Source organism: Nonomuraea sp. NPDC049129, from assembly GCF_040648495.1.
Taxonomy (GTDB): Bacteria; Actinomycetota; Actinomycetes; order Streptosporangiales; family Streptosporangiaceae; genus Nonomuraea.
Window position 1 is genome coordinate 308893 of record NZ_JBEZDU010000001.1, and the last position, 17892, is coordinate 326784.

17 protein-coding genes are annotated in these 17892 nt (G+C 69.0%); 14 read left to right on the top strand and 3 right to left on the bottom strand.

Translation table 11 applies throughout. The annotated features are described in order from the left end of the window. Positions 1 to 40: 40 nt before the first annotated feature. The 4 genes from AB0B64_RS01360 (at position 41) to AB0B64_RS01375 (ending at position 3987) form a co-directional block, all read left to right on the top strand. Entirely contained in the window at positions 41 to 1870 is a 1830-nt protein-coding gene (locus AB0B64_RS01360; RefSeq protein WP_357952260.1) for a glycoside hydrolase family 15 protein, read from the top strand. A gap of 242 nt (positions 1871 to 2112) precedes the next feature. After that, positions 2113 to 2484 carry a YbaB/EbfC family nucleoid-associated protein gene (locus AB0B64_RS01365; protein WP_357952259.1) on the top strand — a complete coding sequence of 124 codons (372 nt, stop codon included), beginning with the start codon at positions 2113 to 2115 and terminating at the stop codon, positions 2482 to 2484. A 73-nt stretch (positions 2485 to 2557) separates the two neighbouring features. Next, a complete protein-coding gene (locus tag AB0B64_RS01370) occupies positions 2558 to 2899 on the top strand; it encodes a hypothetical protein (RefSeq protein ID WP_357952258.1) in 342 nt (113 codons plus the stop codon). Continuing rightward, positions 2896 to 3987 carry a hypothetical protein gene (locus AB0B64_RS01375; protein WP_358173681.1) on the top strand — a complete coding sequence of 364 codons (1092 nt, stop codon included), beginning with the start codon at positions 2896 to 2898 and terminating at the stop codon, positions 3985 to 3987. The genes AB0B64_RS01370 and AB0B64_RS01375 overlap by 4 nt, the downstream gene beginning before the upstream one ends. A 48-nt stretch (positions 3988 to 4035) precedes the next feature. Here AB0B64_RS01375 and AB0B64_RS01380 read toward each other — a convergent pair whose 3' ends face one another. Further along, on the bottom strand, positions 4036 to 5235 hold the full coding sequence (locus tag AB0B64_RS01380) for an esterase-like activity of phytase family protein (protein ID WP_358173684.1): 1200 nt from the start codon (positions 5233 to 5235) through the stop codon (positions 4036 to 4038). A gap of 202 nt (positions 5236 to 5437) precedes the next feature. Here AB0B64_RS01380 and AB0B64_RS01385 point away from each other — a divergent pair, with 202 nt between their 5' ends. The 3 genes from AB0B64_RS01385 (at position 5438) to AB0B64_RS01395 (ending at position 8472) form a co-directional block, all read left to right on the top strand. Beyond that, complete coding sequence (locus tag AB0B64_RS01385) at positions 5438 to 6892, top strand: alkaline phosphatase PhoX (RefSeq protein ID WP_358173687.1); 1455 nt, start codon at positions 5438 to 5440, stop codon at positions 6890 to 6892. A gap of 139 nt (positions 6893 to 7031) precedes the next feature. Beyond that, complete coding sequence (locus tag AB0B64_RS01390) at positions 7032 to 8159, top strand: inorganic phosphate transporter (protein WP_357952254.1); 1128 nt, start codon at positions 7032 to 7034, stop codon at positions 8157 to 8159. Positions 8160 to 8241: 82 nt separating this feature from the next. Beyond that, on the top strand, positions 8242 to 8472 hold the full coding sequence (locus tag AB0B64_RS01395; RefSeq protein ID WP_357952253.1) for a hypothetical protein: 231 nt from the start codon (positions 8242 to 8244) through the stop codon (positions 8470 to 8472). Between the two features lie 346 nt (positions 8473 to 8818). Here the strand turns inward: AB0B64_RS01395 and AB0B64_RS01400 are convergent, their stop codons facing one another. Further along, positions 8819 to 9037: a hypothetical protein gene (locus tag AB0B64_RS01400; RefSeq protein ID WP_358173690.1), complete on the bottom strand. Its 219-nt coding sequence runs from the start codon at positions 9035 to 9037 to the stop codon at positions 8819 to 8821. A gap of 139 nt (positions 9038 to 9176) precedes the next feature. On the opposite strand from AB0B64_RS01400, the gene AB0B64_RS01405 reads away from it, so the two are divergent. The 6 genes from AB0B64_RS01405 (at position 9177) to ugpC (ending at position 16290) form a co-directional block, all read left to right on the top strand. Next, the gene (locus tag AB0B64_RS01405) at positions 9177 to 10664 is read left to right on the top strand and encodes a mannitol dehydrogenase family protein (RefSeq protein ID WP_358173693.1); all 1488 of its coding nucleotides are present in this window, start codon (positions 9177 to 9179) and stop codon (positions 10662 to 10664) included. 189 nt (positions 10665 to 10853) lie between these two features. Next, positions 10854 to 12266: an extracellular solute-binding protein gene (locus AB0B64_RS01410; RefSeq protein WP_357952250.1), complete on the top strand. Its 1413-nt coding sequence runs from the start codon at positions 10854 to 10856 to the stop codon at positions 12264 to 12266. Next, positions 12267 to 13202, top strand: a complete 936-nt coding sequence (locus AB0B64_RS01415; RefSeq protein WP_357952249.1) for a sugar ABC transporter permease — start codon at positions 12267 to 12269, stop codon at positions 13200 to 13202. Next, complete coding sequence (locus tag AB0B64_RS01420; RefSeq protein ID WP_358173696.1) at positions 13199 to 14143, top strand: carbohydrate ABC transporter permease; 945 nt, start codon at positions 13199 to 13201, stop codon at positions 14141 to 14143. Before AB0B64_RS01415 ends, AB0B64_RS01420 begins: the two co-directional genes overlap by 4 nt. A gap of 8 nt (positions 14144 to 14151) precedes the next feature. After that, positions 14152 to 15165: an NAD(P)-dependent alcohol dehydrogenase gene (locus AB0B64_RS01425; RefSeq protein WP_358173699.1), complete on the top strand. Its 1014-nt coding sequence runs from the start codon at positions 14152 to 14154 to the stop codon at positions 15163 to 15165. Between the two features lie 15 nt (positions 15166 to 15180). Further along, entirely contained in the window at positions 15181 to 16290 is a 1110-nt protein-coding gene (gene ugpC, locus AB0B64_RS01430; protein WP_358173702.1) for a sn-glycerol-3-phosphate ABC transporter ATP-binding protein UgpC, read from the top strand. A 29-nt stretch (positions 16291 to 16319) separates the two neighbouring features. Here ugpC and panD read toward each other — a convergent pair whose 3' ends face one another. After that, positions 16320 to 16736: an aspartate 1-decarboxylase gene (gene panD, locus AB0B64_RS01435; protein ID WP_357952245.1), complete on the bottom strand. Its 417-nt coding sequence runs from the start codon at positions 16734 to 16736 to the stop codon at positions 16320 to 16322. A gap of 130 nt (positions 16737 to 16866) precedes the next feature. Between panD and AB0B64_RS01440 the strand changes: the two genes are divergently transcribed. Next, positions 16867 to 17877: an ABC transporter substrate-binding protein gene (locus AB0B64_RS01440; protein ID WP_357952244.1), complete on the top strand. Its 1011-nt coding sequence runs from the start codon at positions 16867 to 16869 to the stop codon at positions 17875 to 17877. Positions 17878 to 17892 lie beyond the last annotated feature (15 nt).

Consider the following 17892-nt stretch of genomic DNA (forward strand, 5'->3'; position numbering starts at 1 on the left):
TGACCTGCATATTTTCCCGGAATCGTGGCAGGGAACAGATATGACGGCTGGACCAGGCGGCTACCCCGAGGACTCGCGGTACCTGCCGATCGGAGAGCACGGGTTGATCGGCGACCTGCGCACGGTCGCGCTCGTGGGCACCAACGGCACGATCGACTGGTACTGCTGCCCCAGCTTCGACGCCCCGAGCGTGTTCGCCTCGATCCTGGACGCCGACAAGGGTGGGTCGTTCGAGCTGTACGCCGACACCCTGGCGAAGACCAAGCAGTTCTACTTCCCCGACACCAATGTCCTGATCACCCGCTTCTTCGCCGTCGACGGGGTGGGCGAGATCCAGGACTTCATGCCGGTCGAGGATGACTCCGACGATGTGGACCGGCACCGGGTGATCCGCCGGGTGGCCTGCGTCCGTGGAGCCCTCCCGTTCCGCGCCCGGGTGGCCCCCCGGTTCGACTACGCCAGGCAACCCCACACGGTCCACCAGCACGGGTCCCGGACGACGTTCGAGTCGGAGTCCCTGTCCCTCGCGCTGTCCGCCAGCGTGCCCATCGAAACCGACGGACGGGACGCCTGGGCGAGCTTCGAGCTCAAGGAGGGCGAGCACGCGGTGTTCGCCCTCGACCGGATCGGCGACGGGATCACCCCACGACCCTGCCCGATCGCGGAGGCGGAGGAGCAGTTCGCCGCCACGGTGCGGTATTGGCGGAAGTGGCTGTCCGCCTCCCGTTATCGGGGCAGGTGGCGTGAGGTCGTCCACCGTTCGGCCCTCACGCTGAAGCTGCTCACTTACGCGCCGACCGGCGGGATCGTCGCCGCGCCCACGACCAGCCTGCCCGAGCAGGTCAAGGGCGGACGTAACTGGGACTACCGCTACGTATGGGTACGCGACGCCGCGTTCTGCGTGTACGCGCTGCTCAGGCTCGGCTTCACCGAGGAGGCCGAAGCCTTCATGGGCTTCCTGTCCACGCACGTCCCGCTCACCGGTGCCGGCAGCACCGGCCCGCTGCAGATCATGTACGGCATCGACGGACGCAGCGAACTGCCCGAATCCGAGCTGAACCACCTGGAGGGCTACCGGGGATCCGCGCCGGTACGCGTGGGCAATGCCGCCGTCAACCAACTCCAGCTGGACATCTATGGAGCGCTCCTCGACTCCATTTACCTCTACAACAAATGGGGCAACCCCATCTCCAGCGACCGCTGGGAGCAGGTCTGCACGCTAATAGACTGGGTCTGCGAGAACTGGGACCAACCCGACGAAGGCATCTGGGAGACCCGCGGCGGGCGCAAGGACTTCGTCTACTCACGGCTGATGTGCTGGGTGGCCATCGAACGCGCCATGCGCATGGCCGCCCATCGAGGGCTCCCCGCCGACATACCGCGCTGGCGGCGGGCCCGCGACACGATCTACCACCAGATCATGAAGCATGGCTGGTCGACCTCGCTGCAGGCGTTCGTCCAGCACTTCGACGACGACGTCCTGGACGCGTCCATCCTGATGATGCCGCTGGCCAAGTTCGTCTCCCCCACCGATCCCAAGTGGCTGTCCACCCTCGACGCCCTCGGCAGCGGGCTGGTCTCCGACTCGCTGGTCTACCGCTACGACCCCGAAGCCAGCCCGGACGGTCTGGAGGGGCCGGAAGGCACGTTCTCGATCTGCTCGTTCTGGTACGTCGAGGCCCTGGCCCGCGCCGGCCGCGTCGACGAAGCCCGCCTGGCCTTCGAGAAGATGCTCACCTACGCCAACCACCTGGGGCTGTACGCGGAAGAGATCGGACACACCGGCGAGCAACTCGGCAACTTCCCGCAGGCGATCACCCACCTGGCCCTCATCAGCGCCGCCTTCAACCTCGACCACGCCCTCGGCTAGCTCCATGAGGGCGAGGTCCACGCCGGGTCTTCCGCTCCCCGAAGGGGGTATCCCCCGCTAGGAACCCCAGCCAGCACGGAGGGGGGAGGAAGAAACCGGTCCACCTCCGACCGGCCAGAACGCATGGTTAACCGTCGATGAACTCTGATGATCATTGACCGAGAGCACCGAGGCCGCCTCCTAGGATCTTGGCTGCGCCACCAGAGGCGCTGACCACACCGCGCTGCTTGGAGACCCCCCGGATGAACGACGAGTCCTCAGACTTCCTTGACCGGTTCGCCGCCCTGCGGGAGACCGGCGTGGCGGCGAACGGCCTCGTCAAGGCGGAGGTCGACGGCACCAGCGACCTGGTCGGGCTCGTGATCGACCCGAGGGCGATGCGGCTGTCATCGTACGAGCTGGCCGCCGCGATCAGGGTGGCGTTCAGCCAGGGGCGAGCCGCCGCCCAGGAACGCGCGGCGGCGGCCATCCCCGACGCCCTGAAGCAGGAGACGCCCGAGCTGAACGCCCTGCTTCAGGACATCAAGGCCGACGCCCACGGCAACATGAACGAGATCCTCAGCGTCGCCAACGAGCTGACCATGAGGCTGGACCGGCTGATGCGGCCGACCTGATGAGCGCACGCGTACGACCGGATCCCTGGCGGAGCGGGTGACACGAGTTACTAGCGGAGCGATGGTGACACGAGTGGAAGACAGGAACGGCGAGCTGCGGGTCGTCTTCGGCAGCCGGCTCGTCTCGGCGAGCCGGTTCGCGGACACCGCCGACCAGTTGGAGCAGTCCATGTGGGGCTCGCTCCACGGCGCCGGGCGAGCGGCGGCCACCGACGGCCCCGACCGGCCCGGCGCCCAGTTCGACGCCGAGTTCTCGGGGCTGGTCGACCTGGTGCGCGGCGCGTTCGGCGGCACCGCCGAGCGCCTGCGTGGCATCGCGTCCAAGCACGCCCTGTCGGAGGCGAACCTCACCCAAGCCGAGCAGGCCAGCACGGCGGCCGCGGGCCGGACGACTCCCCCGATCGAGGCGCTGTGACCTGGGAGTTGCCGCCCGCCCTGCGTGCGGTGCACGGTTTCGTCGCGGCCGACGCTCCCTGGCCGAAATCCGATGACATGTCGCGCCTCCAGGGGGCCGGCTCCTGGCTGGATCTCGCCTCCGCCGCCAAGGACGGCAAGGCGCAGGCGGATCCCGCCGCCGCGCACGTGCGGGCGGCCGGCAACTACAGCGGCGACATCAACGTCTTCGAGAACGAGTACAGCCTCGAGTCGAGGCGGATGGACGACGGTTCGGTGGCCACCGCGCTGGTCGGCGCCGGGACCACCGCCCTCGTGGTGTTCAAGACCGCGTGGAAATACCTGCTCGTCATCACTCTCCTGGTGCTCCTGATCTCGCTCATCCGCGGCTTCCAGCTCGGTCCGGTGCTGGGGGCGCTGTTCGGCAGGCGGCGGATCATGGAGACGCGCAAGGCCCTCGCCCTGGCTCTCGGCCAGGTGGAGCGCAACATCGCCAGGGGCGCGGTCACGTCTCTCCAGCTGGCGAGACACATGCTGGCTCGTCTCATGATCATCCCGGGCGCGCAGACGGCCCTGGCCGGAGTCAACACGCTGACGCTCAAGCCGTGGGACAACAACTCGCAGGCGCAGGAGGACACCGAGCGAGTCCTGAACGAGACCGCCGCAGGGCGGGAGGCGCTGGCCTACGCCAGGGAGCACGGCATCACCACGCTGTACCAGAGCGGCCAGAACATCCAGTGGTCCGACTACAACCGGCAGCTCAACGTCATCCGCATCGGCGGAGCCGAAACGGCCAGCTCCGAGGCGCTCGCCGGGGAGTTCGTGCGCCAGGTTCACATGGCCAAGGACCGGTGGGGCAACAGTCCGGTCGGCACGGACTTCGCCGAGTACAGCGCCGCCAGGGACAAGGAGGAGCAGGCGGCCAACCAGGAGGCGTACCGGATGGGGAGTCAGCTGGGCCACGAGCAGGCGGCCCGCGAGACCTACCTCGACGGCGGATACGGCTCCAGTTACCAGCGCCACCTGCGCGAACACGACGATGGGTGGAAGCAGGCGATCATGGGTGGACCGTTCAAGCTCTTCAACGACGGGCCCCTCGACTTCACCTGAGAGCCCCCTGACGACGGTGGGGCGGGCGGTTCGGCCCGCCCCTCTTCGTCAGCGGGCGTGCAGGCGGAACGGCAGGCGGACAGTGATGAACTCGTCGTTGTCCGGCTGCCCGGCCGTCCGTCCGGACGAGAACGGGAAGTTGTTGTCGTTGAGGATGCCGAGCGTGCGGTCATCGAGGATCACGACGTCCTCGATGGTCTGGAACGGGAAGCGGAAGGTCTCGCCGAACCCGCCCAGGCCCTTCGGGTTGGCCAGGTCCAGCAGGTCGGCGGCGAGCGTCTTGTCCAGCGCGCCGTCGTGGTCACGGTCGCGGGTGTCGGCCAGGTAGACGCGCTTGAGCTTGGCCGCGTCGCCCTGCTCGTTGTCCCGCTCGATGATGAGGAAGCGGTGCTCGTCCACCGCGATGGCGTCGCCGATCGCGTTGGTCGGGCTGTCCAGCTTGTACGTCCAGCGCTTGCCGGTGTACGCCCGCTTCCGGACGTCGAACTCGTTCAGCCGCAGCGTGCCCGCCGGGTCTCCGCTGACCGTGCCCTCCAGCAGCGGGTAGAGCCACCGGCCGTCGGCGGAACGGGCCATGCCCTCGAAGCCCTTGCTGCCGGCCAGGTTCGGCGTCGCGCCGTTGAGGGTCGGGTTCTCCGGCGCCTTGACGCCGGGCAGCTCGATCGGCGCCTCCAGCAGCGTGCCGGTGGCCGAGAAGTGCAGCAGGAACGGGCCGAACTCGTCGCCGATCCAGTACGTGCCGTCCGCCGCCCGGACGATCGACTCCACGTCGAAGTCGGCGCCGGTGAGCACCCGGTCCGCCCTGGTCAGCGGCCACGAGACCCGGCCGCGCGGGTCTGACAGGTTGAACCCGCCCAGCACCCGTACGGTGCCCGCTTTGAAGTCCGGCCTGACCCGGTGCACGCGCAGCAGGAAGTCGGCGCTGTTGTTCTTGCCGCCGTACCCGTTGTCGGACAGCACGTCGAAGCTGCCGTCGCCGCGCCGGACGATGCCGCTGAACCCCTGGACCGGCTGGCCGGCGAAGGGCGGCGTGACGCCGTTGATCGGGGTGGTGCCGATCTGGGAGCCGGAGGGCTCGCTGCCGGGTACGAAGGTCTGCGCCGGGAGCGCGGCGAACCCGGTCAGCGTGGCGCGGCCCGTGTTGTCCCGCGCGCCGTCCTGTGCGGCGGCGTAGGACGCGGGACCGGTCGTGGGGGCGAGGCTCACGGCCAGCAGGGCCGCGCCCACGGCGAGGGAGATGCGTTTCATGACCGGCACGCTAGGAGTGTCACATGACGTGGTTCCAAACACAGTGCGTACGAATCATTCACTTTCGGGCGATCAAGATGATCGATCCAGGTGCCGGTTCTTCCTCGAACGTTCACCATAAGGACGGAGTGCGGGGTGCCGCCCGTTCCCGCGACGCAATTGGGTCGGCTCCTGCAGACGTCAACGTTGGAGGCGATGTCCCATGTCCGCACCTGTCTCTCGCCGTTCCTTCCTCGGCCGCAGCGCCGCCGGTGGCCTCGGCATAGTGTTCGCCGGCAGCATCGAGGCGATCGCCGGGCCCGCCGCGTTCGCGGCCACGCGGCCCCCGCTCGGCTACGGCCCGCTGGTCGCCGATCCGGCCGGGGTGCTGGCCCTGCCCGCCGGGTTCTCGTACCGGATCGTCGCGGAGGCGGGGGTGACGCTGCTGGAGAGCGGCGAGCCGACGCCGAGCGACGCGGACGGGACGGCGAGCTTCACCCGTGGCAAGGGCATCGGGGTTGACGGCGACGAAGCGGACGCAGAGCTCGGCCGTGGCAAGGGCGGCGCCACGCTGGTCAACAACCACGAGATCGGCGGCAGCGAGCCGTACCGGGTGCCCGCGTTGCTCGGACTCACCTACGATCCGGGCGCGGGCGGTGGCACCACCAACATCGACGTGGACGCGCACGGCGTACGCATCCGCGAATACGTCAGCCTGGCCGGCACGCACAACAACTGCGCGGGCGGCAAGACCCCCTGGAACACCTGGCTGACCTGCGAGGAGACCGAGCAGCGGGCCGGCGGCGCCTTCCAGAAGGACCACGGGTACGTGTTCGAGGTCGACCCGTTCGACCGGAAGGCCAACCAGGACCCGGTGCCGCTGAAGTTCCTCGGCCGTTACTCGCACGAGGCCGTCGCCGTCGACCCGAAGACGTCGGCGATCTACCTGACCGAGGACGCCTCCGGCCCGAACGGGCTGTACTACCGCTGGACGCCGCCGAAGCGGTTCCACGGCGGCAAGGGCGCGCTGCGGGAGCTGGCCCTCTCCGACGGCGGCGCGACCGCGGGCAAGCTGGAGGCACTGAGCTGCTATCGCGACGGCACGCACGTCGCCGACCTGTCGGAGGCCACCTCCCCCGGCACCCGCTACCAGGTCCGGTGGGTGGAGGTGCCCGAACGCGACGCGCTCGTCCAGTCCGTACGCACCCAGCTCCCCAACGACCAGATCACCCGCAGCCGCAAGCTGGAGGGCGCCTGGTGGGCGGATGGCGGCGCCTATTTCGTCGCGAGCTACGCCCGCCACACCGACGGCAGTGTCAACGAGCACGACGGCCAGGTGTGGTTCTACGACCCGCGCCACCAGACGGTCACGCTGAAGACCATCTTCGGCGTCAACCCCGACCCCACCCAGGACACGAACTATGACGGGCCGGACAACATCACCGTCTCGCCGTACGGAGGAGTGATCCTCGCCGAGGACGGAGAGGGCATCCAGCACCTGGTGGGCGTCACCGCGCAGGGCAAGGCGTACCCGATGGCGCGCAACGAACTCAACGACAGCGAGTTCACCGGCCCCAACTTCAGCGCGGACGGCCGGATCCTGTTCGCCAACATCCAGAGCCCCGGCCACGTCCTGGCGATCACCGGCCCGTGGCGCCGTCCCTCCAACGCCGACTGACCCAGTCCGACGCCGGCTGGACCGGCTCGGCCGTGGCGCGGAGACCGGAGTTCGTTATCCGGTCTCCGCTGGGAATTCACGGCCGGTTCACCACGTGCGCCTAACGTCCGGGTTACGGCGAGACGATGGGGACAACGACATGGAGCACGTGACGTTCCTGGTCGTCGTGGTGATCATCACGGCGCTGGCCTTCGACTTCACCAACGGTTTCCACGACACGGCCAACGCGATGGCCACCTCCATCGCGACCGGCGCGCTACGGCCCAAGGTGGCGGTGGCGATCTCAGGCGTACTGAACATCGTGGGCGCCTTCCTGTCAGTGGAAGTCGCCAAGACGATCTCTGGCGGGATCGTGGACGACAAGCTGGTGACACCGCCGATGGTGTTCGCCGGGCTGATCGGCGCGATCCTGTGGAACCTGCTCACCTGGCTGTTCGGGCTGCCGTCCAGCTCCTCGCACGCGCTGTTCGGGGGCCTGATCGGCGCGGTCTGGGTCGGGGCCGGGATGCGCGGCGTCCATTTCGACACGGTGCTGCAGAAGATCCTCATCCCGGCGCTGGCCTCGCCGCTGATCGCCGGGTTCGTGGCCATGACCGCCACCTACCTGGCGTACACGATCACCGCCCGCGCCCGGCACGAGTCGGTGACCAGCACCTTCCGCTTCGGTCAGATCGCCTCCGCGTCGCTGGTGTCGCTGGCTCACGGCACCAACGACGCGCAGAAGACCATGGGCGTCATCACCCTGACGCTGATCTCGACCGGCGCGCTCGCCTCCGGCTCCGGCCCGCCCGTCTGGGTGATCGCCGCCGCCGGGCTGACCATCGGCCTGGGCACCTACCTGGGTGGCTGGCGCATCATCCGTACCATGGGCAAGGGCCTCACCGAGATCGAGTCCCCGCAGGGCTTCGCCGCCGAGGCGAGCGCGACCACGGTCATCCTGGCCTCCTCCCACCTGGGCTTCGCGCTGTCCACCACGCAGGTGGTCTCCGGCGCCATCCTCGGCACCGGCCTGGGCCGGCGCCTGGCCCAGGTGCGCTGGGGCCTGGCCGGCCGGATGGCACTGGCCTGGCTGCTCACCCTGCCCGCGGCGGCCGCGGTGGGCGGAGTGGCCGCCGCCGTGGCCACCACCGGCACGCTCGGCGTCACCATCGCCGCGGTGGTCGCGATCGCCGTCTCAGCCGGCCTGTACGCGGCCAGCCGCCGCGAGCCCGTACACGCGGGCAACGTCAACGAACTGCCCGCCCAGCCAGAGCGGGTCGCCGCCTGAACCAGCTGCCCTGCCACAGCGGGTGCCGCCCGAAACCAGCTCCCCGCCCAACCGCAGCGGGTCGCCGCCTGAGGGGATCGTGATGGACATCAAATGGGCCGCTCTCGGCCAAGTCCTCGTCGTCAGTCTGGCCGTCAGCGTCGTCGTCGTGGTCGTCTTCTCCCTCGGTGTGCTGGCGATATCGGCCCGCCAGGTAGCCGAGGAGCGGCAGGCCACGGGCACCGGCCCGCTGACCGCCGCCGTCCTGTGCTTCGCCGCTTGTGCGGCGGTGGTCGGCTACGGCATCTACCTGATCGTCCCGCAGTTCCACTGACCTCGCGTGAATCCGGCGCAGGTCCACGAGGTCCTTCTGTACGGCGTCCCTGAGGACGCGGCGCAGCTCGCCGTGCTCGGCCCAGCCGGCGGCGAGATCCACGATCGTCCGGCCGGGGGTCGTCACCGGGATCCCCTCGACCACGCTCACCTCGTCCGGCTTCAGCGACGCGACATGCATCTTCGTCGCCCGGGGCCCCTCGAACTCCTCCGGCACGGTGAACGTCACCAATGGGCTCGGCTCGGCGCCCAGCCCGTGCAGGCCGCAGGCCGACTCGTGCGACAGGACGGCGTCCTCATGCAGCGACTGCGACCGCTCGCCTATCCGATGGCCGCCTGGCTGGCGATCATGCCGGAGAGTTTCCGCTGGGAGCGTAACGCGGCCCCGTGGCCGACCACGCGAGCTGGTAGACCGCCCAATCCAGCTCGACCAGCAACGCGGACTCGGCGAAATGGAGCAGCGCTGGCTTGTCGATCCCCAGCCGGCCGGCCTGCGCCTCCGTGATCAGCCCGCTCTGGCGCGCGGCGACGGCCGAAAGCGTGGCGAACTGCTCTTCCCACATCATTCCTCCACCAAAGATCCGCGTGACAAGGACAACCTAGCCGCCCAGGCCTCCGCGGCTGGCACTCACGGGCATACACGCAGGTCAGGAGTTTGAAGCCGGTGGAGCTGGCCATGCTGAGCGTAGGGCCGAAGGGGGACTCATGGCGGTGACGACGCTCACGCAGGAGACGGTGACGAGCCTGTCGGAGCAGGTGGCGGTCCCCTCCTACGACCGGTCGCGGCTCACGACCGGCATCGTGCACTTCGGGGTCGGCGGATTCCATCGCGCGCATCAGGCGATGTACCTCGACCGGCTGATGAACGAGGGCAAGGCGTTCGACTGGGCGATCTGCGGGGTCGGGGTCCTGCCCGGCGACGCCCGGATGCGGGACGCGTTGACCGCGCAGGACGGCCTCTACACGCTCGTGCTGAAGCACCCTGACGGTACTCGCGAAGCCCGCGTCATCGGGTCGATCATCGAGTATCTCTTCGCCCCCGACGATCCGGAGGCGGTCATCGAGAGGCTGGCCGACCCGGCCGTACGCGTCGTGTCCCTCACCGTCACCGAAGGCGGCTACAACATCCATCCCGTCACCGGTGAGTTCGACCCGGAGTCCCCGGCCATCCGCGCGGACCTGGCACCCGGTGCGGTCCCGGCCACGGTGTTCGGCCTGGTCACCGAGGCGCTGCGGCGGCGGCGTGCTCGGGGCGTGACGCCGTTCACGGTCATGTCGTGCGACAACATCCAGGGAAACGGCTACGTGGCCCGCCGTACCTTCACGGCCTTCGCCCGGCTCGCCGACCCCGAGCTCGCCGCCTGGATGGAGCGCGAGGTCGCCTTCCCCAACTCCATGGTCGACCGCATCACCCCGGCCACCACCGACGAGGATCGCGAGGACGTGGCCCGGCGGTTCGGGGTGCGGGACGAGTGGCCGGTCATCTGCGAGCCGTTCACGCAGTGGGTGCTGGAGGAGCGTTTTCCCGGTGGCCGGCCGCCGTTCGAGGAGGTGGGGGTGCAGGTCGTCGCGGATGTCGAGCCGTACGAGCTGATGAAGCTGCGCCTGCTCAACGCCGGGCACCAGGCGCTGGCCTACTTCGGCTTCCTCAGCGGCCACCACTACGTCCACGAGGCGGCGACCGATCCGGCGATCGCGACGTTCCTGCTCGACTACATGGACATCGAGGCCACGCCCACGCTGCGGCCGGTGCCGGGCGTCGATCTGGACGTCTACAAGCGGACCTTGATCGAGCGTTTCTCCAACTCCGAAGTACGGGACACGCTCGCCCGGCTGTGCGCCGAGTCGTCGGACCGGATCCCGAAGTGGCTGCTACCCGTCGTACGCGAGCAGCTGGCCAAGGGCGGTTCGGTGACCCGGGCGGCCGCCGTGGTGGCCAGCTGGGCGCGTTACGCCGAGGGCGTCGACGAATCGGGGGCACCTATCGCGATCGTCGACCGGCTGAAGGATCGGCTGACGGCCATCGCGCGGACGCAGCGCCAGGACCCTACGGCGTTCATCGCGAATCGGGAGCTCTTCGGTGATCTCGTCGATGACGAGCGGTTCGTGCGGCCGTATCTGCGCGCGCTGGAGTCGCTGCGCGCCAAAGGCGCCCACGCCACGGTACGGGAGCTCGCGGAGCACCGCACCTGACAATTTTACTTAACTCACGAAAGCCAAAATATCCCCTTATTTCTGCGAAAATCTCACATATGAGTTTTCAAACAATGTCGATAAGGGATAAACCTGGTCTCATCGCCCTTTTCTTATGCGGTATCGGGGGGTGAAGAGGCGGTGAACTATCCACCTCAACCGAGCAGGCGCGACATTCTCCGTGGAGCCATGGCCGCCGGCGCAGCGGTGACCCTCGGCGGCGGGCTGAGCGCTTGTGGATCTCGCGGGGACGTGGCGCGAGCCGGCACGACCGACCAGTGGCGCCAGTTCCAGGGCGCCACCCTGAACTTCATCTCGGAGAACACCGCCCCCACCGCCGCCATCGCCGCCAACACCAAGCCGTTCACCGATCTGACCGGGATCAACGTCAACATCGTCACGCTGGAGCTGACCGCCCTGGTCCAGCGGGTCGCCCTGGACCTGGCCTCGGGCCGGGCCCAGTACCAGGTGATCTACGCAGACCCCTACCAGGTGCTCGCCCCGTACCAGCGCGGGCTGGTGGACCTGCGGACGCTGGAGGCGGACCCGAACCTGCCCCGCCTGCCCGGCGGCATCGGTGACTTCATCCCCGTCCAGATGGACGCCGCCGGCCGGTTCGTCGATCCCGCGGCCTACTACGCCCTTCCCTATGACGCGCCGACGATGATCTGGCAGTACCGGCAGGACCTGTTCGCCAAGTACCACGACCGCATGGCCCACGACCTCGGGTTCGACCCCACTCCGGGCGGAGACCGGACCTGGGAGGAGTACTTCCGGATCGCCCAGTGGTTCAACAAGAACGCCACCTCGGACGTCAAGTACGGCACCGGCCACCAGGCCAGGCAGCACGACTCCCTCATGAACGACTTCAGCAACGTCCTGTGGTCCTACGGCGGCGCCTACTTCGACCACGGCAAGGAAGTGGGCCGTCTGGGCTCACGGGATCCGGGACCGTGCCGGCTCGACTCCGAGGCCGCCATCGCGGGCGCGGAGTTCTACAACCGGCTGCTGTCCATCGCCGACCCGGCCTCGAAGACGTGGGACTGGGACGGCGTCGGCGCCGCCTTCCGCGCGGGCCGCCTGGCGATGTGCCCGAACTGGCATGAGTTCGCGGCCAGCAACGAGCAGGTGCTGCCCGGCAAGGTCGGCTACGCGGTGCTGCCCAAGGGGCCGGTCGCCACGGCCAACATGTACGGCGGCACCGGGGTCGGGATCAGCGCGAACACGATGCCCAACGAGCGCGGCGCCGCCTGGCTGTTCCTCGTCTGGGCCACCTCCCCCGAGACGCAGCTGGCCAACCTCAAGAGCAAGGCCGGTGGCGGCACTCCCACGCGTACATCCGTCTATGAGATGCCGGAAGTGCGCGCGGCCGAGAAGCGGCCGTCGTCGATGCCCAACATGCTCACGGCCGCCGCGGTACAGCAGGCCTGGACGCCCGAGCGGATCGGCCTGCGACCCAAGATCCCCATGTGGAACGAGTGCAACACCGCGATCTTCACCCAGCTGTCCACGATGCTCAGCGGGGCGGAGTCACCGGCGAACGCGATGCGTTCGATCAAATCCCGGGTGGACCGGATCGTGGCACGAGGGTGGGTGGCCTAGATGGCGCACGCGGCGGAGACCTCAGCGGCGGTACCTGGCTCGGCCCAGCCGAAGAGCGCAGGCCGCAAGGAGCCGCGGGTCGGCTTCGAAGGCTGGATGATGGCCCCCGGCCTGCTGCTGCTGGCCGCGCTGTCGATCGTGCCGTTCATCGCCCTGATCGCGATGAGCTTCTCCCACGTCCGGCTGCTGGGCGGGGTGAAGCTCGACCTGGTGGGGCTCAACAACTGGGCGCGCTTCTTCACCGACGCGGACATGTGGCTGTCCTGGCTGCGGACGATCATCTTCTTCGTGCTCACCGTGGGGCTGGAGATGGGCCTGGGGATCGGCATCGCCCTGTGCCTGTTCCGCGTGCTGCGCGGCCGTAACATCCTGCTCGGCCTGCTGTTGCTGCCGATGTTCGCCGCGCCGTCGATCGTCGGCCTGCTGGGGCGCTACCTCACCGACTCCACCTTCGGGCTCTACGCGTGGGTGCTGCGCGGGCTCGGGTACACCGGTGACATCCTCGGCGCCCCGGTCAGCGCCTTCGCCGCCGTCGTGCTCATGGACGTGTGGGAGTGGACCCCGCTGATCGCCCTGATCACCCTGGCCGGGCTGTCCAGCGTGCCGCAGTCGGTACGGGAGGCCGCCGCCGTCGACGGCGCCCGGGGCTGGATGACGCTGCGCTACATCCTCTTCCCGGCGATCTCCAATGTGCTGCTCGTCGCGCTGCTGATCCGCTCCATGGACGCCATCCGCTTCTTCGACATCATCTGGGTCACCACCAACGGCGGCCCAGCCGACGCGACCAAGATCGTGCCGGTCCGGCTGTACGAGACCGCGTTCCGCTTCTTCGACCTGGGCTACGCCGCCGCCATCGGCCTGGCGATGCTGGCCTTCTCGATCTTCATCGCGCGTACCTTCGTCCGGCTGCTGGACGTGAGGGGGTTGACCCGATGAGCACCTCGATGACACCGCCGGCGGCGCCCATACCTCCGGAGACCCTTCCCGGCGAGGCCACCCGGCCACCGGTCACCGCCGCCCCGCGCGGCGAGGCCCAGTCGCCGCTGGAGGAGAGCAGCCGGCGTACGCGGTGGCTGGTGACGCTGCTCATCGTGCTGGCGCTGCTCTGGACGCTGGTCCCCCTGATCTGGATGCTGATGTCGTCGTTCAAGAACGCCGAGGCCGTGACGGCGGCCACGCCGCAGTTCTTCTTCTCGCCGACCTTGGACAACTATCGCCACCTGTTCACCGGTGCCAACAACCTCGGGCCGTACATCGTGCACAGCGTGCTGGCCGCCGGGATCTCCGCGCTGCTCGCGGTCAGCCTGGGCGCGCTGGCCGGGTACGGCCTGGCGCGCACCCACATGCGCGGGAAGAAACATCTGGCCTTCTGGATCATCTCCACCCGTATGGCGCCCATCGCGGCGGTCGTGGTGCCGCTGTTCCTCATCTTCCGCGGGCTCGGTTTGATCGACTCGATTCCCGGGCTGATCCTGGCCTACCTGACCTTCAACCTGCCCTTCGCCATCTGGCTGATGAGCGCGTTCTTCGCCGAGGTGCCCTCGTCGCTGGAGGAGTCGGCGCTGGTCGCGGGCTGCTCCCGCTGGCAGGCCTTCTGGATGGTCATCCTGCCGCTGACCAAGTCGGGGCTGGTCACCACGTTCATTCTGTGCCTGGTCTTCGCCTGGAACGACTACGCCTTCGCCGTGGTCTTCTCCGGGCCGAACTCCCAGACGCTGCCCATCGCCGCCTCCCAGCTGGTCACGCAGACGGGCATCGACTGGGGGCAGCTCACCGCGATCGGCACGATCGTGGTCGTGCCGATGATGCTCGCCGGGCTCGCCGTGCGCCGCTGGCTGGTCACCGGACTCACCCTCGGCGCCATCACCGGGGAGTAGGTGAGGCTATGCGCGCGGCCGTACTGCACGGCATCGGCAAGATCCTGCTGGAGGAGCGTCCCCGGCCCGAGCCCGGTCCCCGGGAGGTGCTGGTACGGGTCGCGTCGGTCGGCACATGCGGCTCGGACGTGCACTACTACGAGCACGGCCGCATCGGCGACTTCGTGGTGGAATCGCCGCTGGTCCTGGGTCACGAGCCGGCCGGCACCGTGGTCGTCAGCGGGCCGGGCGTCGGCCGTGAGCTGGTGGGGCGGCGCGTCTCGGTGGAGCCGGGCATGCCGGACTTCACCTGCCGGCAATGCCGGGCCGGCCGGTACAACCTCTGCCCGCGGATGCGGTTCTTCGGCACCCCGCCGATCGACGGCGCCTTCTGTGAGTACGTCGTCGTGCGCGAGGAGTTCGCCTACCCCGTCCCCGACAGCCTGTCCGATGACGCCGCCGCGCTGATCGAGCCGCTGTCGGTGGGCGTGTGGGCCTGCCGCAAGGCCCGGGTCCAGCCGGGCGCCCGCGTGCTGGTCACCGGCGCCGGCCCGGTCGGGCTGCTGTGCATGCAGACCGCCCTGGCTTTCGGCGCCACCGACGTCCTGGTCACCGACGTGAACCCCGTACGGCTCAGGGTGGCCCGCGACCTGGGCGCGAGCGAGATCCTCGACGTGCGCGAGAACCCGCTGTCCGACGCCGGGTTCGAGCCCGACGTGCTGCTCGAATGCTCGGGTCAGCCGGCCGCGATAGGGCCGGCCATCCGCGCCGTCGGACGGGCCGGGCGGGTCGTCCTCGTGGGCATGGGCGGGGACGAGATCCCGCTGCCGCTGGCCCACGTACAGACCCGCGAGCTGGAGGTGACGGGCACGTTCCGCTACGCCGGCACCTGGCCGGCGGCCATCGCGTTGGCCGCCGCCGGCCGGGTCCAGCTGGACGCGCTGGTGACCGGCCATTACGGCCTGGCCGAGGTCGAGCAGGCGCTCACGGCCGGCGCCCGTGACCCCGAGCTGGTCAAAGCCGTCGTCCGGCCGCAGGAGTGAGTTTTAGGGGAGATCATGTCCAGAGTTCTTTACGACGAGGCGACCAGGGTCTATCCCGGAACCGAGCGGCCCGCGGTCGACGCGCTCGACCTCGACATCCATGACGGTGAGTTCCTGGTCCTGGTCGGTCCGTCGGGGTGCGGGAAGTCAACGTCGCTGCGCATGCTCGCCGGGCTGGAACGGGTCGACGGCGGGCGCATCTCCATCGGCGACCGGGACGTCACCCACCTGGCGCCGCGTGACCGGGACATCGCCATGGTGTTCCAGAATTACGCGCTTTATCCGCACATGTCGGTGGCCGACAACATGGGCTTCGCTCTGCGGGTGATGAAGGCGCCCAAGGAGGAGATCGACCGCCGGGTCAAGGAGGCCGCAGGCCTGCTGGACCTGACCGAGTTCCTCGACCGCAAGCCCAAGGCGCTCTCCGGCGGGCAGCGGCAACGCGTGGCGATGGGCCGGGCGATCGTCCGCGAGCCGAAGGTGTTCCTCATGGACGAGCCGCTGTCCAACCTGGACGCCAAGCTCCGGGTGCAGACGCGCACCCAGATCGCCGCCCTGCAGCGCAGGCTCGGCGTGACGACCGTCTACGTGACCCACGACCAGGTCGAGGCCATGACGATGGGTGACCGGGTCGCCGTACTCAAGGACGGCGTGCTCCAGCAGGTCGACACGCCGTTGCGGCTGTATCAGCACCCGGCCAACGTCTTCGTGGCCGGCTTCATCGGCTCGCCGTCGATGAACCTCGCCGAGTACCCGGTCGAGGGCGACGAGGCGATCCTGGACGACACGCGGGTGCGGCTGAGCCGCGAGACGATCCAGGCGCTCAAGGAGGAGGGCGGCGACCGCGTCATCCTGGGCTTCCGGCCGGAGGGCGTCGAGGTGGTGGGCGAGGGCACGCCGGGCAGCTTCCCGGTCACCGTCACCGTCGTGGAGGAACTCGGCTCGGACGCCTTCCTCTACGGCCAGTACGCCGACACGACCGACACGATCCGCCTCGGACAGACCGTCATCGCCCGCGTCGACCCCAACATGCCCCCGGCCAAGGGCGAACGGGTCCGGCTGCGCATCCTGCCGGGCAAGGAACGCCTCTTCTCCCCGGCCACCGGCCGGCGACTGCCCGCCTGACCGGAGGCTCGCCCGAGGTCGCCGGGCGGTCAGCCGACCGTCGAGCCGGACTTCTGGTCGGTCGCGCCCGGCACCGGGGCGGACGGGTCGGATCCGAGGTCGACGATCCGGTTGCGCCCGTCGACGTGGACGACGGACGGGACGTACGACTTGACCTCGCTCTCGTCCACCTGCCGATAGCTCATGATGATGACGAGGTCATCCGGGGACACGAGGTGGGCGGCCGCGCCGTTGATACCGATCACCCCCGAACCCGCCGGCCCTTCGATGACGTAGGTCGTCAGCCGGGAGCCATTGGTGATGTCGACGACGTGGACCTGCTCGCCCTCGACGAGGTCGGCCGCGTCCATGAGGACTCTGTCGATCGTGATCGAGCCGACGTAGTGCAGGTCGGCCTGGGTCACGGTGGCCCTGTGGATCTTTCCGCCGAGCAGGGTGCGCTGCATGTCCATGCCCTCCGAAGAGTCGGTAAAAGTTAGGTAATGCTATCCTAAGTACACCCATCGACTCCCGCCTGTGCAACCCCCCGGCCAGCGGTCACCGAGGCGCCGGAGGGCACAGAGACAAGGAACTCAGATGACTCCTCCCGGCACCATCCGTCCCTGGCGAGCCGCGGCGATCGCCGTGGCGTGCGTCCTCATGGTGAGTTCGCTGATCTCGTGTTCGAGCCCCGCGCCGGCCCCGAAGGCCATGGCGGCGGCCGATCCGGCCTTCCCTGTGTCCATCGACCACAAGTTCGGGTCCACCACGATCAAGTCGCGGCCCACCCGGGTGGTCACCGTCGGGTGGAACGACCAGGACTACGCCCTCGCCCTCGGCGTCGTGCCGGTGAGCACGCGGGAGTGGTTCGAGGAATACCTCACCTATCCCTGGGTCAAGGCGGCGCTGGGCGGCAAGCCGTTGCCCACGTTCTCGGCGGAGATCAACTTCGAGGCCATCATCAAGCAGCGGCCCGACCTGATCATCGCGATCTACGAGACGATCAACAAGCAGACGTACGACAAGCTCTCGCAGATCGCCCCGACGGTGGTTCAGTCCAGCGCGTATCCGGACGAGCAGACGCCGTGGGACGTCCAGACGCTCACCACGGGCAAGGCACTGGGCAAGTCCGCGCAGGCGCAGGCGCTCGTCGACAAGGTCAACGGCAAGATCGCCGCGGCGAAGCAGGCGCATCCCGAGTTCGCTGGGAAGGTTCTGGTGGTGGACTACGGGCCCGAGAACGGGCAGCACTACCTGATCCCGGGCCGCGACCCGCGGCGGGCGCTGTTCGACGCGCTCGGCTTCGCCGCCCAGAGCCAGAGCGGCGACATCAGCGAGGAGCGGCTGGACCTGCTCGACAAGGACGTGCTGTTCGTCAACGGCTCGACCAAGGCGAAGATGACCTCCTCGCCGGTCTTCTCCCGGCTGAACGTGGTCAAGACCGATCGGACCATTTATACGGACTTCTCCACTCCGCTCGGGGGCGCGTTGTCGTACAGCGGGCCGGACGCGCTGCTCTACGCGCTCGACGTGCTCGTGCCCCAGCTGGCGAACGCGGCCGACATGAAGCCGTCGACCGCGATCACCGACCTGTCCAACGTCACCTGACCGGTCCTCACCCTG

What these genes read in the sequence shown, in the direction of transcription:
- AB0B64_RS01415 (WP_357952249.1), top strand. Translation starts at nt 12,267, where the DNA reads ATGGCGCACGCGGCGGAGACCTCAGCGGCGGTACCTGGCTCGGCCCAG.
- panD (WP_357952245.1), bottom strand. Translation starts at nt 16,736, where the DNA reads ATGCAGCGCACCCTGCTCGGCGGAAAGATCCACAGGGCCACCGTGACC.
- AB0B64_RS01410 (WP_357952250.1), top strand. Translation starts at nt 10,854, where the DNA reads ATGGCCGCCGGCGCAGCGGTGACCCTCGGCGGCGGGCTGAGCGCTTGT.
- AB0B64_RS01400 (WP_358173690.1), bottom strand. Translation starts at nt 9,037, where the DNA reads ATGATGTGGGAAGAGCAGTTCGCCACGCTTTCGGCCGTCGCCGCGCGC.
- ugpC (WP_358173702.1), top strand. Translation starts at nt 15,181, where the DNA reads ATGTCCAGAGTTCTTTACGACGAGGCGACCAGGGTCTATCCCGGAACC.
- AB0B64_RS01390 (WP_357952254.1), top strand. Translation starts at nt 7,032, where the DNA reads ATGGAGCACGTGACGTTCCTGGTCGTCGTGGTGATCATCACGGCGCTG.
- AB0B64_RS01365 (WP_357952259.1), top strand. Translation starts at nt 2,113, where the DNA reads ATGAACGACGAGTCCTCAGACTTCCTTGACCGGTTCGCCGCCCTGCGG.
- AB0B64_RS01385 (WP_358173687.1), top strand. Translation starts at nt 5,438, where the DNA reads ATGTCCGCACCTGTCTCTCGCCGTTCCTTCCTCGGCCGCAGCGCCGCC.
- AB0B64_RS01425 (WP_358173699.1), top strand. Translation starts at nt 14,152, where the DNA reads ATGCGCGCGGCCGTACTGCACGGCATCGGCAAGATCCTGCTGGAGGAG.
- AB0B64_RS01420 (WP_358173696.1), top strand. Translation starts at nt 13,199, where the DNA reads ATGAGCACCTCGATGACACCGCCGGCGGCGCCCATACCTCCGGAGACC.
- AB0B64_RS01440 (WP_357952244.1), top strand. Translation starts at nt 16,867, where the DNA reads ATGACTCCTCCCGGCACCATCCGTCCCTGGCGAGCCGCGGCGATCGCC.
- AB0B64_RS01405 (WP_358173693.1), top strand. Translation starts at nt 9,177, where the DNA reads ATGGCGGTGACGACGCTCACGCAGGAGACGGTGACGAGCCTGTCGGAG.
- AB0B64_RS01360 (WP_357952260.1), top strand. Translation starts at nt 41, where the DNA reads ATGACGGCTGGACCAGGCGGCTACCCCGAGGACTCGCGGTACCTGCCG.
- AB0B64_RS01380 (WP_358173684.1), bottom strand. Translation starts at nt 5,235, where the DNA reads ATGAAACGCATCTCCCTCGCCGTGGGCGCGGCCCTGCTGGCCGTGAGC.
- AB0B64_RS01395 (WP_357952253.1), top strand. Translation starts at nt 8,242, where the DNA reads ATGGACATCAAATGGGCCGCTCTCGGCCAAGTCCTCGTCGTCAGTCTG.